The organism is Proteiniphilum acetatigenes DSM 18083 (assembly GCF_000380985.1).
Classification (GTDB): domain Bacteria; phylum Bacteroidota; class Bacteroidia; order Bacteroidales; family Dysgonomonadaceae; genus Proteiniphilum; species Proteiniphilum acetatigenes.
The window spans coordinates 98787-118657 of record NZ_KB905697.1 but is presented as its reverse complement, the minus strand read 5'-3'; the positions used below and the strand labels follow the sequence as shown (position 1 = coordinate 118657).

At 45.1% G+C, this 19871-nt stretch carries 14 protein-coding genes; 13 read left to right on the top strand and 1 reads right to left on the bottom strand.

Annotated elements, in window-relative coordinates; all coding sequences use genetic code 11:
• The first annotated feature begins 88 nt into the window (after positions 1–88).
• The 3 genes from F597_RS0110790 to F597_RS0110780 all read left to right on the top strand — a co-directional run bounded on the left by F597_RS0110790 (position 89) and on the right by F597_RS0110780 (position 5742).
• Positions 89–3334: a SusC/RagA family TonB-linked outer membrane protein gene (locus F597_RS0110790; RefSeq protein WP_019539754.1), complete on the top strand. Its 3246-nt coding sequence runs from the start codon at positions 89–91 to the stop codon at positions 3332–3334.
• Positions 3335–3354: 20 nt separating this feature from the next.
• Positions 3355–5106: a RagB/SusD family nutrient uptake outer membrane protein gene (locus F597_RS0110785; protein WP_019539753.1), complete on the top strand. Its 1752-nt coding sequence runs from the start codon at positions 3355–3357 to the stop codon at positions 5104–5106.
• A 144-nt stretch (positions 5107–5250) separates the two neighbouring features.
• On the top strand, positions 5251–5742 hold the full coding sequence (locus F597_RS0110780) for a hypothetical protein (protein ID WP_157279091.1): 492 nt from the start codon (positions 5251–5253) through the stop codon (positions 5740–5742).
• 3 nt (positions 5743–5745) lie between these two features.
• Here the strand turns inward: F597_RS0110780 and F597_RS0110775 are convergent, their stop codons facing one another.
• A complete protein-coding gene (locus F597_RS0110775) occupies positions 5746–7194 on the bottom strand; it encodes a tryptophanase (RefSeq protein ID WP_019539751.1) in 1449 nt (482 codons plus the stop codon).
• Between the two features lie 386 nt (positions 7195–7580).
• On the opposite strand from F597_RS0110775, the gene F597_RS0110770 reads away from it, so the two are divergent.
• From F597_RS0110770 to F597_RS0110725, 10 genes are all read left to right on the top strand, one after another.
• Positions 7581–8294 (top strand): M48 family metallopeptidase, encoded by a 714-nt coding sequence (locus F597_RS0110770; protein ID WP_019539750.1) that lies wholly within the window; start codon positions 7581–7583, stop codon positions 8292–8294.
• Between the two features lie 166 nt (positions 8295–8460).
• Positions 8461–9426, top strand: a complete 966-nt coding sequence (locus tag F597_RS0110765; protein WP_019539749.1) for an ROK family protein — start codon at positions 8461–8463, stop codon at positions 9424–9426.
• A 263-nt stretch (positions 9427–9689) separates the two neighbouring features.
• Positions 9690–11192, top strand: a complete 1503-nt coding sequence (locus F597_RS20600; protein WP_019539748.1) for a metallophosphoesterase family protein — start codon at positions 9690–9692, stop codon at positions 11190–11192.
• A gap of 155 nt (positions 11193–11347) precedes the next feature.
• A complete protein-coding gene (gene purH / locus F597_RS0110755; protein WP_019539747.1) occupies positions 11348–12871 on the top strand; it encodes a bifunctional phosphoribosylaminoimidazolecarboxamide formyltransferase/IMP cyclohydrolase in 1524 nt (507 codons plus the stop codon).
• 43 nt (positions 12872–12914) lie between these two features.
• Positions 12915–13940, top strand: a complete 1026-nt coding sequence (locus F597_RS0110750) for a rod shape-determining protein (protein WP_019539746.1) — start codon at positions 12915–12917, stop codon at positions 13938–13940.
• A 62-nt stretch (positions 13941–14002) separates the two neighbouring features.
• Complete coding sequence (gene mreC, locus F597_RS0110745) at positions 14003–14851, top strand: rod shape-determining protein MreC (RefSeq protein WP_019539745.1); 849 nt, start codon at positions 14003–14005, stop codon at positions 14849–14851.
• Entirely contained in the window at positions 14848–15363 is a 516-nt protein-coding gene (gene mreD / locus F597_RS0110740) for a rod shape-determining protein MreD (RefSeq protein WP_019539744.1), read from the top strand. Before mreC ends, mreD begins: the two co-directional genes overlap by 4 nt.
• Positions 15353–17245, top strand: a complete 1893-nt coding sequence (gene mrdA, locus F597_RS0110735) for a penicillin-binding protein 2 (RefSeq protein ID WP_019539743.1) — start codon at positions 15353–15355, stop codon at positions 17243–17245. Before mreD ends, mrdA begins: the two co-directional genes overlap by 11 nt.
• A 16-nt stretch (positions 17246–17261) precedes the next feature.
• Positions 17262–18722, top strand: a complete 1461-nt coding sequence (rodA, locus tag F597_RS0110730) for a rod shape-determining protein RodA (RefSeq protein WP_019539742.1) — start codon at positions 17262–17264, stop codon at positions 18720–18722.
• A gap of 313 nt (positions 18723–19035) precedes the next feature.
• Complete coding sequence (locus tag F597_RS0110725) at positions 19036–19812, top strand: SDR family NAD(P)-dependent oxidoreductase (RefSeq protein WP_019539741.1); 777 nt, start codon at positions 19036–19038, stop codon at positions 19810–19812.
• The last annotated feature ends 59 nt before the right edge of the window (positions 19813–19871 follow it).

The following is a 19871-nucleotide window of genomic DNA, read 5'->3' as shown; positions in this document are numbered from 1 at the left end:
ACTATTTTGCCTGGTACCTAATCAAATACACATTTTTAATTATTAATTCAAACAACATGAAAGTATGAAACAAAGAATGTTAAATCTAATGAGAGGGTGGTTATTCGCATCTGTGTGGATAATATCCCTGGGAATGTTTGCGCAAACACGTATTCAGGGTACGGTTACTGATGTCGGCGGCACTCCGATGATCGGGGTGAATGTCGTCGAAAAGGGAACCCTGAACGGCACGGTTACCGATTCCGAAGGGAATTTCACATTGAATGTGGCTTCCCAAAATTCGGAATTGGTCTTTACCTATGTGGGTTATATTACGGAAGAAGTGCTTGTAGGGAGTAACCGCTCCATCACCGTAGTGATGGTAGAAGATATGGAGAGTCTTCAGGAAATTGTAGTGGTCGGTTATGGAACGCAGGCCAAGAGAGATATCACCGGTTCGGTAGCGGTTGTGGATACGAAAGAACTTCTCGCTTCCTCCGGCGCTTCGGCTGCGCAACAGTTGCAGGGTAAAACGCCGGGGGTATATATCGGACAGACCGGTTCTCCCGGTTCGGCTACTATGGTACGTATCCGTGGAATTAATACGGTAAATGATAACGGGCCGCTGTATGTGATTGATGGAGTTTCTACCCGTAATCAGAATCTGAGCAGTCTGAATCCGAATGATATAGAGAGCATGCAGGTGTTGAAAGATGCTTCTTCGGCAGCTATTTACGGTGCACAGGCCGCGAACGGTGTGATCCTGATCACCACGAAAAGAGGAACCGGATCGGGACAGCCGAAACTTACCTACGACGCCTATTATGGTGTGCAAAAGACAGGGAAAAGGTATGACCTGCTGAATTCCATGGATAGGTTAGCTATAGAGTGGGAATCGCAACAAAATTCGTTTGACCTGCGCGGTGAGACAGGTGTTCCCGAGCATGCCCAGTTTGGTTCAGGGGCTCAACCAAAAATTCCGAATTACTTGACTACAACAGGTGCCCAGGGAAGCCAGAACATCAATATCAATAATTATAATTTCCCCGATAACCAGATTGTTCCGTTCTCAGATACCGACTGGTGGGATGCTGTGGACCGGGTAGCACCAATGCAAAATCATCAGTTGACGCTCTCTGGTGGAGGAGCAAAAGGTCGATATCTGATGGGATTGAATTATTTCGATCAGAAAGGGACGGTTATTCATTCTTATTATACACGTTATCAAACCCGTCTCAATACATCTTTCGATGTGCGGCCGTGGTTACGCGTAGGTGAAAACCTGCAATATACATGGACGAAAGATCAGGGACTGACCAGCAATTCATCCGAAAGCACCCCGTATTCATGGGTATATCGTGCCTCGCCCTGGGTTCCGGTAAAAGATACTTTCGGTAACTGGGGTGGTTCGAAGATCACCGGTACGGGTAACTGGCAGAATCCTGTAGCGATACAGGAGAGGAATAAGGATAATTACTGGAGTAATTCACGTATCTTCGGAAATATATGGTCGGAAATCGATTTGATGAAAGAACTGATGTTCCGCACCAGTTTCGGATTGGATTATACCAATGCTTACAGTTATTATATCAGTAAGAAAAATCTTGAATTCTCTGAAAGTCCCGGTAACAACCATTTTCAGGAGGCAGCTTCTTTCAATTTCCGGTGGGTCTGGACCAATACCCTTACCTATAACAAGGTATTGGAGGATGTCCATTCGTTGAACGTGGTGCTGGGAACGGAAGCCATTCGTGACGGATTGGGAAGGGGTATGGAAGCGCGCCGTTATAATTATCTGTATGAAGACAATCCCAATACATGGGTGCTGGCAATGGGTGAAAACGACAATCAACGGACCAATAACTCCTGGTACAATGGGGAATTCGCCCTATTTGGTGTTTTTGGACGTGCTGATTATGCTTTTGCAGATAAATACCTGTTCACCGGGATCGTTCGTCGTGACGGTGTATCACGTTTCTCAAAAAAGAACCGTTATGGAACATTTCCTTCCATGTCTGCCGGTTGGCGTGTATCGGAAGAGGAATTTATGGAAAATACTAGAAGCTGGTTGGATGACCTGAAATTGCGTGTTGGTTACGGTCATACCGGTAATGCCGAAATACCCCGTGCGACTAATTACGCGATGCTTTTTGGTACAACTCCCGAGAATACGAACTACGATTTGGGTGGTGCGAATACCGGGTCGAATCTGGGATACAGATTGGCTACTTATGGAAATGAAGACACCCGATGGGAGGCAACCAAGATGACCAATATCGGTGTGGATGCTACTTTCGGAAGAGGGCGGTTTTCCTCCACATTCGAATTTTATAATAAGATTACATCGGATATGTTGATCCAGGCTGCTTACTCGGCATTAGCCAATACGGAGATCGGACGACCCTATATCAATTATGGGGATATGCAGAACAGAGGGTTCGATTTCAGTTTCAACTACCGTGATAGAGCCGGCGATCTGGCCTGGGATCTCGGATTAAACCTTTCCACCTATAAGAATAAAGTACTGAAGTTGTCCGATGCTGATGATTATGCATTATATGGAGATGGATTCCGTCTTTCCACTTCTGCAACCAGAACTATTAAAGGGCGTGCAATCTCTGAATTTTTTGGTTACAATATCATTGGTTTTTATGAAAACGAGGATGATGTATTGAATTCGCCGGTACCATACGGAACGGACAAAGCCAGTATAACCGGTAATCCCGGGTCCTATGTCGGTAAATTTAAGTTTGAAGATGTAAGCGGCCCCGATGGCGTACCTGACGGAGTGATCAATTCGTACGACCGTACGGTAATCGGAAACCCGCATCCGGACCTGGTAGCCGGCCTGAATGCTTCATTGACCTATAAAAACTGGGATTTTACCATGTTCTGGTATTCTACCATTGGGAATGATCTGTTCAATAATACCAAATATTTTACCGATTTCCCGTTGTTCGGAGGAAATCGTTCGACCACGATGAGGGATTATTCCTGGCGAGAAGGAGCGGACAATTCCAAAGCTAAACTGCCGGTGCTTGACTCTAAAGATAACTGGGGTGGCGCCGTTGCTTCATCTTATTATGTGGAAGACGGTTCATTCCTTAAATTGAAAAATCTCGTACTGGGATATACTTTCCCGAAACTTTTACTGGAGAAAGCAACCATTTCCAACCTTCGGTTGTATATTCAGGCGGAAAATCTGCTTACATTCACCAAATACAGCGGTCTGGATCCCGAGATCACTAATATGGAAACGGGAACAGGTAGTGGTTCGGACCTCCGTAGAGGACTTGATGCCGGTGGATGGCCTACGACCATGAGGTTCCTCTTTGGTGTTAATTTTGAATTTTAATCACATTAAATTACAGAGCAATGAAGTACAAAAATAAATTATATATACTGGTTATTTCGGTAATCGTTTTACTGGGTTCTTGTGGGGAAGACTTTCTGTACAAAGATCCACAGGGAAGTATTAATCATGAAGCTTTGAAAAACCAGACGGGTATTGACCTTTTAACGGTGAATGCCTATGCAAATCTGACTGAAAACGGATGGGGTGCTACCCCGTTTAACTGGACATTCGGAGGAATGTACGGTGGAGATGCCAATAAGGGATCTGATGCTAATGACCAGTCGGTATTGAATGAAATGGAGATGTATAGTACATTGCCTACCAACGGATATATTAATGAAAAATATCAGTGGGTATATAAAGGGGCAAAACGGGTGAATATTGCCCTACAGACAATGGCAGAGGTGGAAGAACTTCCCGAGGCTTTCCAGAAATCAAGGAATGGCGAATTATATTTTCTCCGGGCATTGTTTTATTTTGAAGGAATCAAGGTTTTTGGACCTTATATCCCCTGGGTAGATGAAACCATTACCGACAATGATCCCAAGGTGCATAACGATATTGATATTTATCCCAAGGTAATTGAAGATATTGACATTGCCATTCGTGACCTGCCCGCCACACAGGATAGCCCTGGCCGGGCCAATCATTGGGCTGCCAAAGCATTGAAGGCGAAGATTTTAATGCATAAGGGTGACCTGGCAGCTGCCAAGCCTATTTTAAAAGATGTGATAGATAACGGGGTGACATCCAATGGGCTGAAATATGCTTTGGAAGATGACCTGAGTGCCAACTTTGAAAGTTATCGCGATAATGGAAGAGAGTCCATATTTGCAGTACAATTCTCATCCGATTATAATAATGCAAATAGTGGATTGTCGCTTTGTTATCCTCACGGAGGAGATGGATCGCCCGGTGGTTGTTGTGGATTTTACCAGCCTTCCAACGAACTGGCCAACTCTTTTAAAGTGGGAGCGGATGGACTACCGTTGCTGGATAATTCATACAGAAGCGTACCCTATGTAACCGTGAGAAATATATCGAGCGATGAAAAAGCCCCGATATCGGTGAACAATAATGTTCCGGTAGATCCCCGTCTCGATTTCGCAGTTGGACGCTTCGGTATTCCATACAAGGATTGGGGGTTACCCCAAAATAACTGGGTGCGGGATGTGGCCAATGGCGGATACTTTCTGCCCAAGAAACATGTGTACACCAAAAAAGAACAGGATGAGGGTTTAGCCGGAGGAGCTTTGCACGACGGATGGGCACCGGGATCAGCTATCAATCTTCAGTATTTGAGCCTTCGGGATATGATACTGTTGTATGCTGAATGTCTGGCCAATGACAATGAACTGGCAGCAGCAATGGATCTGGTGAATCAGATACGTACCCGTGCTGCATTAGAGGTGAATATCATTAAGATAGATGGTGCACCTGCTGCCAATTATAAGATTGAAAACTATCCTTCAACCCATGCGGCATTCAGCGATAAGGAAACCTGTATCAAGGCTGTTCGTATGGAACGTAAGCTGGAGTTGGCAATGGAAGGGCAGCGTTGGTTTGATCTGGCTCGTTGGGGTGGAGAATATATGAGTAAAGAGCTGGCTGATTATATTCAGTTTGAAAGGAATTTCCTAGCCAAATTTGCTACGGCTTCCACACTGAGTAGTGCCAGGACCATGTTCCCATTACCGGAAGGGCAAATACAGACCATGGGAGAAGATGAGAGTGGTAACCCGTATTTGGTGCAGCCGGCTCCCTGGAGATGAATAGGATAATTTCAAAAAGAGGGTATTGTCACATTGGGATTGTACCCTCTTTTTAATCGTTATTCAGTCTGATTGTAGTTTAAGTGAATTTATTATTAGTATTTTGGTCTCTTTTTAAGGCGACTTCCCAATATAAAAGAAACAATGATGTCAAAAATATTCAACCTGTGTCTATTTGTTTTATTTCTATCCTGCCTAATCGGTTGTAGTCACTCTTCCGGCCTGAAAGATTTCACCTATAGATATAGTATGGAGAGTATCAATAATTTTAAGGTCGAATTCCAGTTGAATCCGGATTCCACTTACCGAATCGGCCGATATAACTATTTCTTTGATAAGTATGAAGGAAAGGCAAGGCCTCTCATTGAAGAAGGTAAGCTGACACAGGAGGAGTTTGATATATTTGCCAAATTGATAGCCGGAAGTAAGTTGGAAAAGATGGACGATTCGTATGGTTTCGACCGGGAAGATGATACCGATAATAATATCATTTACGTGATCGAATTAAAACGGGACGATCAGAGCAAGTTCATTTCAGTCAATAACAACACTGATGAACATCTACCGGATGGTTTCAAGCGTCTGATCGCATTTACCGGAGAGTTCATCAGTGATAAAGTAGAGATGTTGGAGTAGTATTTACAGGCTTTCTCCGAAATCTTCCTTAAATTTGGCAATCAGTTTCTGAGGCCAGTCACTTACCGGTTCCAGTCCTCCCATAAAGAAACGGAGTACGGGTGGCTCGTATACGAAACGGAGTCCGCCGATCAATGCACGGTTTTCGTATAACCAGGTCATCCGGTCCTCTACATATTTGATCTGCGATAAGGTGAAGACCCGGCGCGGTATTGCCAGTCGTACCAGTTCCATATCGGCATAGGTTTCGTTGCCATACTCGTCACGTTGGTTGGAGATAGAGCCTCTTTCCATCCCTCGGATCCCTGAAATAAGAAAGAGCGCTGCGGCCAATGCTCCTGCGGGATATTCTTTTTGCGGGATATGCTCGCATACCTTCATCGCATCTACGTGGGCGCCCAATACGCCGGCCGGTTTTACTACCGGCACACCGTGTGCATCGAGTGCATTCACCAGGTAAGCAATAAAGTCGGGACTTTGACTAATCATCGTTTCGTCGAGTGTTTCATATAGCCCTACTGCCATTGCTTCAATTTCACGAACAGAGATACCTCCATAGGTCAGAAATCCTTCGAACAGAGGGACAAGTGCTTCCAGCTCACGGTAAATGTCGGTATTATCTGTGCAGATACCACCTCCGCGGGAAGAGCTAAGTTTCCGCGCTGAAAAGTAGACAATATCGGCCAGCCCGGTCATGATCTTCATCACTTCACCCATTGAACTTCCTTTAAATTCTTCCTCGCGCTGTATCACTAAGTAGGCGTTCTCGCCCAGTAAACTGGCATCGAGCACAAGCCGGATATTGTATTTATCGGCAATAGCCCTTACATCTCTCAGATTCTGTACAGAAAAAGGTTGTCCCCCGATAAGATTTGTAGAGGCTTCCATGCGGATGAACGGGATGTTCTTGGCGCCATGTATTTTAATAACTTCTTCCAGTTTTTCTATATTCATATTTCCCTTGAAAGGGTGGGAAGAGTTGATTACGTAAGCTTCGTCGTACAGTAGTTCAGCGATCTTGCCCCCATACTGGGTGATGTGTGCCATGGCAGTGGTAAAGTGGTAGTTCATCGGAACCAGATTGCCCTTCCGTACATAGGCGTTCGACAGGATGTTCTCTGCGGCGCGACCCTGGTGTACCGGAAGATAATATTTCTTACCCAGTACATCTTCTACCGCTTTCTGCAGGCGGAAGAAACTTTGTGATCCGGCATAGGCGTCATCGGCCTGCATCATGGCGGCCATTTGATTGTCACTCATCGCATTGGTGCCGCTGTCGGTAAGCATGTCGAGGAATACATCCTTGGTATTGAGCCGGAAAGTGTTGAATCCTCCTTCCTGTAATGCTTCTAATCTTCTCTCGATAGGTACTAAATGCAACTTCTGCACTACACGTACTTTGTGCAACTCCAACGGAATCTTCTCTCCGTTGTAAAATTTAATTTCATTCATGGGTTCTGTGTGTCTGTCTTATAGTTAGTAATTATTTAATAATTCTTGAAGATTGTTGTTAATATCAGGTTTTTCCTGATAAATTTAAATTTGAAGCTGCAAATATAGTGAAAGCCGGGAGAAAAGCCAAGCTCGCTTGAGCTTTTCCGAGGTGTATCCTATATTATTTTTCGAAATATAATGAAAGCCGGGAGAAAACCAAGCTTGCTTGAACTATTTCGTTAAGAGAGAGCAGAACGAGTTTACTCGTTTTGCCGAGCGCAGAATTGAAAATCGAGGAGCGAAGGCGACTCAAATAATCTAACTTGTTGAACTTTTCCGAGGCGCATTTTATATTCTTCGTAAATAAAACGAATACATCAAATAATAAACCATATCTTTGCCGAATGTACGAATACTACGACAACCAGTTAGGACGTATTCTGATTAAACCCAATGTGAGAGCAAAGAACATCATTGCCCGAAGAAAAGAGGGTAAAATACATCTGACTGTCCCATATGGCTTTGATTTTAAAAGACTTCCTCGGGTATTGGATGAGATGCGTCCGCGGATGATCAAAGTTGCAATTACCGCTGAACCGCTGATTACTGAGGAATCCGTTATCGATACTTTTACGTTTCAAGCCCGAATATCGAGAACCGATAAAATGAAAAACGTTCAGATGAGATTGAGGGATGGAGAGTTGATGATTTTCATTCCTGATGGATTGGATATGATGAGTGGGCAACTGCAGGATACGGTCAAGGAGATGATCAGGCACGTCCTGCGGCATGAGGCAAAACGTGTTCTGCCACAAAAGGTCGCCTTTTGGGCAAAAAAAATCAATTTACAATTTAGTCAGGTAAAGATCAACAAAAGTACAACCCGGTGGGGAAGTTGTTCCCGCCAAAAAAACATCAATCTCTCGTTCTATCTGATGTTATTACCTGAAAAACTGATCGATTACGTTGTGCTTCACGAACTGGCACATACTGTCGAGATGAATCATGGTGAGAAATTCTGGGAATTGTTGGGCAAATTATGCGGGGAGGACGCCAGGGCAATCAGCCGTTCTGTTCGGAAATTCAATTCACCGGATTACAATTTGATAAAACCATAATCAGGATAAGTATGATCCTGTTTTGCCTATAAAATACCCTCTCGGATAAAGCATGACAAAAATGAAATAATTCTGCGAGTATGAAATCGGTTTAATGAAAAAAGCCTATATTTGTGCGCATAAAATTCTAATAATCATCATTGACTAACTTTTAATAAACAAATCTATGGATAAACCCTATGTAATAGGTATTGATGTAGGCGGTACGAACACCGTTGTGGGCATCGTGGACAAAAGAGGACAGATTTTAAAGAGCGGCAGCATCAAGACAGCTAAACATTCCCAGGTGGAAGATTATCTGGATGAACTTACCAACCTGATCGAAGATCTTATCACGGGAACAACGACCAAAGATCAGATCAAAGGGATTGGTGCCGGTACACCCAACGGTAATTATTTTACCGGAAGTATTGAGTTTGCTCCTAATCTCCCCTGGAAAGGAGTGATCCCTTTTGCCCAACTGCTGGAAGACCGGGTAGGTATTCCTGTAGCACTTACCAATGACGCGAATGCGGCGGCTATCGGTGAAATGACCTACGGTGCGGCCCGAGGGATGAAAGATTTTATTGTGATCACACTGGGGACAGGTGTGGGTAGCGGTATTGTGGTGAACGGACAATTGGTGTACGGACACGATGGTTTTGCCGGTGAACTCGGGCACGTGATCATGCGTCGGCACAATGGCCGCTTGTGCGGATGCGGCAGAACCGGTTGCCTGGAAGCCTATGCATCGGCCACCGGTGTGGCGCGTACAGCACGTGAATACCTCGAACTGAAGCCTGATACCCAGACACGCCTTCGTAATATCCCGGCCGAAGATATAACTTCCAAAGATGTGTTCGATGCAGCTATGGCCGGAGATGAACTGGCGAAGGATATCTTCAAATTTACCGGAGAGATGCTGGGTGAAGCATTTGCCGACTTTGTGGCTTTTTCCAGCCCCGAGGCTATTATCCTCTTCGGAGGGCTTTCCAAAGCGGGAGACCTCATTATGAATCCTATCCGTGAGAGTATGGAGAAAAATATGTTACCCATCTTTCAAAATAAGGTGAAACTAATGTTCTCCGACCTGAAAGAGAGCGATGCCGCCGTATTGGGCGCCAGTGCACTCGGTTGGGAAGTGAGAAATTGACCGGGTACCGGAAGTAAGAGTCATTTTTTGACATATAAGAGGGGCACTGCTAATAAGGCAGCGCCCCTTTTCGATTTTGCTTTTTTGTTTCGGACAAAATAAATACGTATAGATCGGTCGCTACATTGCGGAGTCAGGATCAGCAGCTTGAATTGTAATTTTTTTGTAGTAAAAACTTCATTTTAACTTAACCCGAAAAACGCCTTTATGTCCGGTTTTCAGTGTATTTTCGCAGCGTGAAAAAAGATAGACAACATCACAGCATGACGAAATATACGACATTCGCTCAAAAAGCCAGGATAGGCATTCTCACCGACCTCCACTACACTCATCCATCCCTCATCGTGGAAAAGGGGAAAGCGCTGGAAGATTATCTCAACCGGGACAGGAAATTACTGCTGGAAAGCGATGCTATTCTCCGTCAAACCGTGAAACAGCTATTACAAGAGAACGTAGATATTGTGTTTATCCCGGGTGACTTGACGAAAGACGGAGAAAAAGTAAGTCATCACGGGGTGGCACAACTCTTACACCCTCTGCGCAGGCAAGGGATAAAAGTGCTGGTGATCCCTGGAAATCATGATATAAACAATCCTGACGCCGTCAGTTTTCACGGTGATGTTACCCACAGGGAGGCGACCGTTTCGGCTGATGATTTCGAGATGATATATGCCGATTACGGATACGGCGATGCCGTCAGCCGGGATGCGCATTCGCTCAGTTACGTCAGCGAACCGGTAGAAGGATTCAGGGTACTGTGCATCGATTCCAACAAATATGACGAGAACAGGTTTATTTCGAATGGCGATAAGACCGATTTTTGTGTGACACACGGCGCTATCAGATCCGGAACTATGGCGTGGATTCGCAATGAGATGCGGGTCGCAAAAATACTCGACAAGCAGATAGTGGCCATGATGCACCACAACGTGGTAGAGCATTTTACGCATCAGGGCCTGTTTGCCGTACCCTATATGGTGGATAACTTCACAGAGGTACAGAAAAGATTCTTAGAGTATGGAATCAACGTATTATTCACCGGGCACTTCCACTCGTCTGATATTGCAAGGGTTGAAGATTCATTCGGTAACTATCTCTACGAAATAGAGACCGCCTCACTAGTCACCTATCCGTGTCCCTATAGGATTGTGGAGGTTGCAGGAAGAAAGCTCGATATCGAAACGAAATATATTGAGGAGATCGACTATCCGCTTTCCCACGGAAAAAATTTCCAGATTCATGCCCGACAGACTATTGAGCATGGAATCAATGCGATGCTGACCGGTTTTGTCAGCGAATATCGTCATAGGTTCGTCGATTATCTGCCCGTATGGACAAGATCATTCATCACTATTCCCGACGCCCGGACACTAACAAACCTGTTGATGTCAAACCTCTCAGCCCAGATAGTAGATCTGATGCTTGCACATTACAGCGGCAACGAAGAGTTGTCGGAAGATGCGGCCGGACGCAAGGAGAGCTTACTTGCCGGGCTCGACAATTTTATCCGTGCCCTTACCCGGGCTTCCGCCGGAAAGTTCGCCTACATCGTGGAGGGATTTATCCAGCGAATGGCCGTTATTAAAAAAGCAAAAGAAGCTGTGACCGGTATCTGGGATAATAAAGCTGTCCATCGGCACGAAAAAGGACTTACTTATAGTTTGGAAGCGGTGAACGACCTCCGGATGACAATAGAACTGAATCCCGTTAAAGAAACTCAGATTACTGAATATACACATTTTTCATTCTCTCTATTTGGCGGGTAAAATACTCCTTTTACCCGTATATGGTTCAGCCTGCAAGTGATTGCCGGCTGTTTTTTTCAAATTTATGCAAAACTAACAAGTCGATTGACAAAAAAGAGCGATAGATTTTATACCTTTGTACTCATTTTATAAATAACGACTTAAACGGACGCATAATGTCAAAAAAAATTCAAACAGCCCTTATTTCGGTTTACCATAAGGATGGGCTGGAGGAAATACTTCGGGAATTACATAATTTACGGGTCAAATTTATTTCTACCGGCGGCACGCAGGAATTTATCCAGTCATTAGGTTATGAGTGCGAGGCGGTGGAAGATGTCAGCGGCTATCCCTCTATTCTGGGAGGTCGGGTAAAAACTCTTCATCCGAAAATCTTCGGAGGGATACTTTACCGGCGCGATAACGAAACCGATAAGAAACAGGTGAAATCATATGATATTCCTTCTATTGACCTGGTTATTGTTGATCTGTACCCTTTTCGGGAGACGGTTGCTGCCGGTGGTTCGGAAGAAGAGATCATTGAGAAAATAGATATAGGAGGTATTTCGCTTATACGTGCTGCTGCAAAGAATTACAAAGATGTGCTTATCGTTGCTTCGAAAGATCAGTATAAACCTCTGCTCGATCTCTTAAAAGAAAAGGGAGGACTTTCAAACATAGACGATCGTCGCCGGTTTGCCAAAGAGGCTTTTATGGTCTCCTCCGGTTATGATTCGGCGATATTCAGTTATTTTGATGGTGATGATAATTCGGCACTGCGTATAGCCCAGGACGGTGGAAAACAGCTTCGTTACGGTGAGAACCCTCATCAGCAGGGAGTATTTTATGGCAATTTCGACGAAATATTTGAGCAACTTCATGGCAAGGAGATTTCCTATAACAACCTCCTTGATATTGATGCGGCTGTTTCATTGATCTCAGATTTCAACGAAACGGCTCTGGCTATTCTCAAACATAACAATGCCTGCGGCATGGCTTGTCGTCCGACAGTGAAAGAAGCATGGGATGCCGCATTGGCTGCTGATCCGGTATCGGCTTTTGGTGGTATCGTGGTGACCAACGGACGGGTGGACAAAGAAGCAGCCGCAGCCATTAACGAGATCTTCTTCGAGGTGATCATTGCACCGGAATACGATACAGATGCGCTGGATATTTTGTTCCAAAAGAAAAATCGTATAATTTTGGTATTGAAATCGAGTGAGAAAGCTACACAACGTTTGCAATATCGTTCGGTGTTGAATGGCGCTCTGGTGCAGGATAAGGATCTGAGTGTAGAGACTGCTGCCGGTTTGCAGGTGATGACAACCAAAGCTCCTACGGCAAAAGAAACCGAAGATTTGCTGTTTGCCAATAAGCTGGTGAAGCATACCAAGTCGAATGCCATTGTGCTGGCAAAGGATAAGCAACTGATCGCGAGCGGTACGGGGCAGACTTCGAGGGTTGACGCATTGAACCAGGCAATAGAGAAAGCAGGCACATTCCATTTCGACCTACAGGGAGCAGTGATGGCCAGCGATGCTTTCTTCCCCTTTCCGGATTGTGTGGAGATTGCACACAAAGCCGGGATTACAGCCGTTATACAACCCGGCGGTTCAGTCCGTGATGGGGAATCAGTAGATTACTGCAATCAAAACGGCCTTTCGATGGTGAAGACCGGCGTAAGGCATTTCAAACATTAAACACAAAACATAGTTACTATCGAATAGCTTAATATTATACATTATGGGCTTATTTTCATTTACACAGGAGCTGGCAATGGACCTTGGTACCGCCAATTCCGTCATTGTGAACAACGCGGGAAAGATACTCCTGGACGAACCCTCTATCGTGGCGCTGGATCGCAAGACCGATAAGATGATTGCTTTGGGCGAAAAGGCAAGACAGATGCACGGTAAGACACATGAGAATATTCGTACGGTGAGACCGTTGAGAGACGGTGTGATCGCCGATTTCAACGCTGCGGAGCAGATGATCCGGGGTATGATCAAAATGGCGAACAAAAACAGAGGAGGGTTGTTCTCTCCTTCGCTGCGTGTGGTCGTCTGCATCCCCTCGGGAAGCACCGAAGTGGAGATCCGTGCCGTGCGTGACTCGGCAGAACATGCCGGAGGCCGCGATGTCTATATGATCTTTGAACCGATGGCGGCAGCCCTCGGGATCGGTCTCGACGTGGAGGCCCCTGAAGGCAATATGATTGTGGATATAGGTGGCGGCACCACTGAGATCGCCGTGATCTCGCTCGGAGGCATCGTTTCCAATAAATCGATCAAGATTGCCGGTGATGATTTTACCGAAGACATCCAGGATTATATGGGACGTCAGCACAATATCAAGGTGGGGGACCGTACTGCCGAACAGATCAAGATCAATGTGGGATCTGTACTTACTGAGCTCGACAATCCGCCTGAAGATTTTATCGTGCACGGACCTAACAGGATGACCTCACTGCCCATGGATGTGCCTGTATCTTATCAGGAGATTGCACATTGCATCGAGAAATCGGTATCCAAGGTCGATTCGGCTGTGCTGAGCGCACTGGAGCAGACGCCTCCCGAATTGTATGCCGATATTGTACGCAACGGTATCTACCTGACCGGCGGTGGTGCTTTGCTGAGAGGGCTCGATAAAAGGTTGACCGAGAAAATTGGTATCCCTTTCAGAGTGGTGGACGACCCGCTGCATATGGTAGCCAAGGGAACCAGTATCGCACTGAGGAATATTGATAAATTTACCTTTTTGATGCGGTAATTTACCGTGAGTTCTTAGCTGGTAGCTAAGGGAAGGGAATAAGACATAAGGCATAGGTTTATATGCGTAATCTTTTTAACTTTATCATTCGGAATAGTCACTGGTTGCTTGCCGCACTGCTGGTAGCATTCAGTTTCTATCTCGTTTTTACGCATAATTCCTATCAACGCAGCGTCTATCTTACTTCAGCCAATCAGGTAACAGGATGGTTTTACTCGCTCTCCAGGGATGTTACATCGTTCTTCCATCTGAAGAAAAATAATCAGTTGTTGTTGGAACGAAGTGCTGAACTGGAGAAACAGATCCTTGCACTCAAAGACCGGATTAATATCCTTACCGCTGTCGATTCCTCGGAAGTGAATGCATTTGTAAGTGATTCCGTTCCGATGCCACAATTCGGTTATATCCCTGCCGAAGTAGTCAACCTGAGTTTTTCGGGTGTAAATAATTTTATCACGATCAGTAAAGGATCTCAGCACGGCATCAAACCCGATATGGGGGTGATCTCAACAGGTGGTGTGGTAGGTGTGGTGTCGGTTGTGTCGCCGAACTTCTCAGTGGTAATTCCGGTTATTAATCCCAAATTCCGGTTAAGTGCCAGGCTGAAAAATTCTGAAAATTACGGTTCTGTCTCCTGGGACGGGACAAGTATCGGGGAAGCGCAATTGCAGGAGTTGCCTAAGCATGAAGATTTTCATAAGGGTGATACTGTGATGACCAGCTTTTCCCGCATCTTTCCCAGAAATACTATCATTGGTTTTGTGAGTAGTGAGGGACAGTCGAAGGATGATAATTTCAATACATTCAATATTCAACTGGCCACCAATTTCTATACGTTGCAGGACGTGCTGGTGATCGATGACACCTATTATGAGGAGCAGAAACAGCTTGAAGAGACGTTACAGGAATGAAATTGAGTTATATATACGAAATAGTGCTTTTTGTGGCGCTGATCCTGCTTCAGACGTTGCTGCTGAACCGGATCAGCCTGTTTGGTATTGCCACTCCTGTTCTGTATATCTATTTCCTGCTGAAGCTGCCGGTAGGCAGAAACCTCTATTATGTGATCACTTCCGCCTTTTTGATGGGGTTGATCATCGATATATTTTTAAATACACCGGGAATGAATGCGGCTGCAATTACTATTGTGGCGGCTCTTAGAAAGAATATCCTAGGACTTTTCTTTGAAAGAGAAGGATACGATGATTTCGTACCCGGTATCAATACTGCCGCCGGCCCTTTCGTGCGATTCACTATTTTCATGGTACTCCTGCATCTCACGTTGTTATTTTTTATCGAATCGTTCACACTCTTTAATCTGAAGAATACTCTGTTGCGGATCGCGACCTCATCTGTCATCACGATTCCGTTGATTATTGCGTTAGATAGTTTAATGTTTAGGAGAAAAGCCGGTGAACAATAATGCTAATCCCCTTGCCAAAAGACGATATGTTATTGCCGCAGTAGTGGTAATAATCGTATTGGTGTATGTGGCTCAACTCTTCAAGTTGCAGTTGATGAGTCCCCAATACAGGGAGTATGCCGACAGTAACGCTTTCCTCCGTAGAACTCTCTATCCGGCAAGAGGTGCCATATACGACCGGAATGGTAAACTGCTGGTCTATAACAGGCCTACATATGATGTGATGATGGTGGTCCGGGAGATGAAACAGTTCGATACGCTCGATTTTTGCCGTACACTCAATATCGATATGGAACGGTTTTATACCCTGGATGCCGATATGAGAGACCGCCGAAAGAACCCGGGTTATTCATCCTATACCCCGCAACTGTTCATGACACAGCTTAATGTGGAGGAGTATGGGCTATTGCAGGAGAAACTATATAAATTTCCAGGAGTTTATATCCAAAGCCGTACGGAGCGGCAATACAATTACCCCAACATGGGACTTATCCTCGGTTACGTAGCCGAAGTTGATAAGAATAAGATGGCAGCCGATCCCTATTATGTGAGGGGTGATTATGTCGGAAAATCGGGTATTGAGTTGTCGCATGAAGAAGATCTTCGGGGTGAAAAAGGGGTAGAAATACTTCTCCGCGATGCACATGGGAGAGTGCAGGGAAAATATGAAGATGGAGCGCATGATAAAGCGCCGGTGTCGGGGAAAGACCTTACTCTGGGTATCGATATCGATCTGCAGGCATACGGTGAGAAGCTGATGCACAACAAAGTGGGAAGTATTGTGATGATCGATCCAAAAACGGGTGAGATACTCTGCATGGTATCGGCCCCTACCTACGACCCCGTACTTCTTACCGGAAAAAGTTTCAGCGCGAATTACCGGCAGCTTGAAAGCAATCCGTTTAAACCGCTTATCAACAGGGCTATTGCCGGTACATATCCGCCGGGATCAACCTTTAAACCTACACAGGGACTCATCTTCCTGCAGGAAGGTATTATCACGCCCGAGACACGATATGCCTGTTATGGCGGATATCCTCCGCTGGGAGGACGTCCCGGCTGCCATCCTCACGCTTCACCGTTATCTCTTCAGTATGCCCTCACTACCTCCTGTAACTCTTTCTTCTGTTACGGATTGAACGGCATGTTGAGTAACAGGAACAAATATGCAACGGTAGGGGCAGCTTTCGACGTATGGCGCGACCATATGGTGGATATGGGCTTTGGTTATCCGTTGGGAGTAGATCTCCCTTCCGAGAAAAGGGGATTTATTCCCAACAGCAAGTTCTATACAAACGTCTTCAAAACGGAACGTTGGAATGCACATAATATAATCTCCATCGCCATCGGGCAGGGTGAGATCCTTGCCACGCCTTTGCAGATCGCCAACCTGGGTGCTATGATCGCCAACAGGGGATATTATTATACACCCCATGTGGTAAAAGAACGCAAAGGAGCGGCACTGGAGGGAACCTATACTACGAGACATGACTCAGGTATCAACAGGGAGTATTTCGATATAACTGTCGAGGGGATGGCTGATGCGGTGACGATGGGTACCTGTCGTGGTATTAATCTGGCACCGTTTGTGGAAGTATGCGGTAAGACCGGTACGGCTGAAAACCCGCATGGTGATGACCACTCGCTCTTTATGGGCTTTGCGCCGAAAGATAATCCGCAGGTGGCTATCGCCGTCATTGTGGAGAATGGACGGTTTGGTGCGACAAATGCTGTCCCTATCGCAAGGTTGATGATGCAGAAATTCTTCAGGGGAGAGATACCGGAGAGTGATCAATGGTTAGAGACCACTATCATGAACCGTGAAATACTACCCTATGTGTACACCAGAAATCTGCCTGTCAGTAAGTCTCCTAACAATTAATAAAGAATAAGATATAATGATCTATCAGGGAAGAAACGAAATAGAAGAAAAGGGGAAAGTAGACAAGCCGACTGTCATTTTCTACCTCGTTTTCGTGCTGCTTGGATGGCTCAATATCTATGCGGCCAGTTTCGATCTGGAAAATGCTACGGGACTGTTCGACCTTTCTTCCAGGGCAGGGATGCAGTTGATCTGGATGGGTACTTCATTCCTCCTGGCTTTTGTACTGCTGAAAATCGATACGGCTTTCTACGAAACTTATGCATTTCTATTTTATCTGGCAGGTATTCTATTACTGGTAGTCACACTTTTGGTGGCGGAAGAAATCAATGGCTCCCGTTCATGGCTGATTATCGGGCCGGTGCGGCTGCAACCCGCAGAATTTATGAAATTTATTATTGCCCTTACATTGGCCAGGGTATTCAATTCATATAGCTTTCACCTGATGGAACGGAAGAATCTCTGGTTGGTAAGTGCTATCATCCTGTTACCGGTGATCCTGGTAATTGCACAGAGCGAAACGGGTACGGCGCTTGTCTACCTGAGTTTTATCCTGGTGTTATACAGAGAAGGGTTACCCGGTGGATTCCTTTTTATGGGGATCGCAGCTATCCTCTATTTTATTCTGGGTATCCGATTCTCTGATGAACAGATGGGTGCCCTTTCCGAAGGAGAGTTCGTCACAGTCATTCTCATTATTATTTTCTCGGCAGCCATGATATGGAATTATATCAAACGGCGTAACACGTTCATCACTCTTCTGCTGTCGGTAGCTGCTATTTTTTTACTGGCTTTTGTGGCTTCATTTTTTTCCGTAAATGTAGACTGGGGAATAGTTGCTATCATAGCATTATCGTATACTGCCCTTTATCTGTTGTTCCATTTTTTCAGGTACGGAAAAAGAACATATCTCTATATTTTTCTGTTTCTGATCGGCTCTTTTGCCTTTCTTGAATCGGTGGAGTATGTGTTTTACGATGTGCTTCAGCCGCACCAGCAAATGCGTATTAAGGTGACTTTGGGAATGGAACAGGATCTGAGTGGAGCGGGATATCATGTGGGACAATCCAAAATCGCCATCGGATCAGGAGGGTTGACAGGAAAAGGATTCCTCAATGGTACACAGACGAAGCTCAAGTATGTTCCCGAACAGGATACCGATTTTATTTTCTGTACTATAGGTGAGGAACACGGATTTATCGGCTCCTCCGTTGTACTGTTGCTCATGATGTTCTTTGTGCTCCGACTGTTCCGTCTGGCAGAGCGGCAGACAACAGTTTTTGGTCGCACTTATGGTTATGGTGTGGCAGGCGTCTTCCTGTTTCATATGATCGTCAATATCGGTATGGTAATCGGTATTATGCCCGTTATTGGAATTCCGTTGCCTTTTTTCAGTTACGGAGGATCTTCGTTATGGGGATTTACTATTTTACTCTTTATTTTTCTTCGGATCGATAAATCGAGAAAACGGAGTTGAAATAAACAGTGAGCGTATCCTGATTATCACAACCTGAATACGCTCCATCAATTAGAACCCAATTTAATTAATATTGCAGAGTGTTTGCGATGGAAAGCTGGATTGTGGCCTTCCTCTCTGCAATGCCTTGCCATTCAATTTTCCTGACTTTCCACACCTTCACTTCTATCTTTTATCGTGCGAAGCATACTATCCTTTATCCATCTCCATTATCATATCATTACATCATCACATCAATTTATCCTCCATATTTGACAGGTAAGCAAAAAAATAGTTTAATTTTGCCATAAATTGGATGGAGTAAAATAATCGTATGAATAAAACGGCATTGATCACGGGAGCATCCAAAGGGATAGGGAAGGAATTGGCTTTCCTTTTTGCAGAGAACCGGTGCGATCTGATCCTGACCGCCCGTAGTGGTGACAGGTTGCAGTTGTTGAAAGAACAACTGGAGAGCCGGTATGATATTTCCGTATATCTGTTGGTGAAAGACCTCTCCCGTCCCGGTGCTGCAGGAGAACTTTTTCAGGAAGTGAAGGGAAAAGGTTTCGACGTGGATTATCTGGTCAACAATGCCGGCTTCGGTGATTACGGAGCATTTTCCGATACGCCCTGGGAGTGTTACGAAGAAATGATAACCCTGAATATAACTTCGCTTACACACCTGACCCATCTATTTGTACAGGAATGGAAAGGACGAAAAGGGGGGAGGATATTAAATCTTTCTTCCACAGCAGCTTTTCAGCCCGGACCTATGATGGCGGTATACTTTGCCTCTAAAGCATTTGTCCTTCACCTGTCGGAAGCGATTGGAAATGAACTGAAAAAAGATCAAATTACTGTTACCACTCTTTGTCCGGGACCTACCAGCACCTATTTTGGTGAGGTGTCGAAAATGAATGCATCCCAATTGGTGAAGAACGTGAAGATCGCTGATGCGAGGGCGGTGGCCGAACTGGGATTCAGGGCTATGATGAAAGGCAAACCCATGATTATCCATGGTGCTATGAACAAATTGGCTCCTTTCGGTATTCGCTTCCTGCCAAGAAAATGGGTTACCCTGCTTTCCGCAAAAGTGATGCGGAAATAAACAGAGCCGGCTTACCCGCGAAATGAAAATGAATAAGCTGTTACCTAAATCGTAAAGCA

Bases quoted from the DNA above. Each gene is read 5' to 3' on its own strand.
- F597_RS0110790 (WP_019539754.1), top strand. From the start codon at position 89: ATGAGAGGGTGGTTATTCGCATCTGTGTGGATAATATCCCTGGGAATG.
- F597_RS0110785 (WP_019539753.1), top strand. From the start codon at position 3,355: ATGAAGTACAAAAATAAATTATATATACTGGTTATTTCGGTAATCGTT.
- F597_RS0110780 (WP_157279091.1), top strand. From the start codon at position 5,251: ATGATGTCAAAAATATTCAACCTGTGTCTATTTGTTTTATTTCTATCC.
- F597_RS0110775 (WP_019539751.1), bottom strand. From the start codon at position 7,194: ATGAATGAAATTAAATTTTACAACGGAGAGAAGATTCCGTTGGAGTTG.
- F597_RS0110770 (WP_019539750.1), top strand. From the start codon at position 7,581: ATGTACGAATACTACGACAACCAGTTAGGACGTATTCTGATTAAACCC.
- F597_RS0110765 (WP_019539749.1), top strand. From the start codon at position 8,461: ATGGATAAACCCTATGTAATAGGTATTGATGTAGGCGGTACGAACACC.
- F597_RS20600 (WP_019539748.1), top strand. From the start codon at position 9,690: ATGACGAAATATACGACATTCGCTCAAAAAGCCAGGATAGGCATTCTC.
- purH (WP_019539747.1), top strand. From the start codon at position 11,348: ATGTCAAAAAAAATTCAAACAGCCCTTATTTCGGTTTACCATAAGGAT.
- F597_RS0110750 (WP_019539746.1), top strand. From the start codon at position 12,915: ATGGGCTTATTTTCATTTACACAGGAGCTGGCAATGGACCTTGGTACC.
- mreC (WP_019539745.1), top strand. From the start codon at position 14,003: ATGCGTAATCTTTTTAACTTTATCATTCGGAATAGTCACTGGTTGCTT.
- mreD (WP_019539744.1), top strand. From the start codon at position 14,848: ATGAAATTGAGTTATATATACGAAATAGTGCTTTTTGTGGCGCTGATC.
- rodA (WP_019539742.1), top strand. From the start codon at position 17,262: ATGATCTATCAGGGAAGAAACGAAATAGAAGAAAAGGGGAAAGTAGAC.
- F597_RS0110725 (WP_019539741.1), top strand. From the start codon at position 19,036: ATGAATAAAACGGCATTGATCACGGGAGCATCCAAAGGGATAGGGAAG.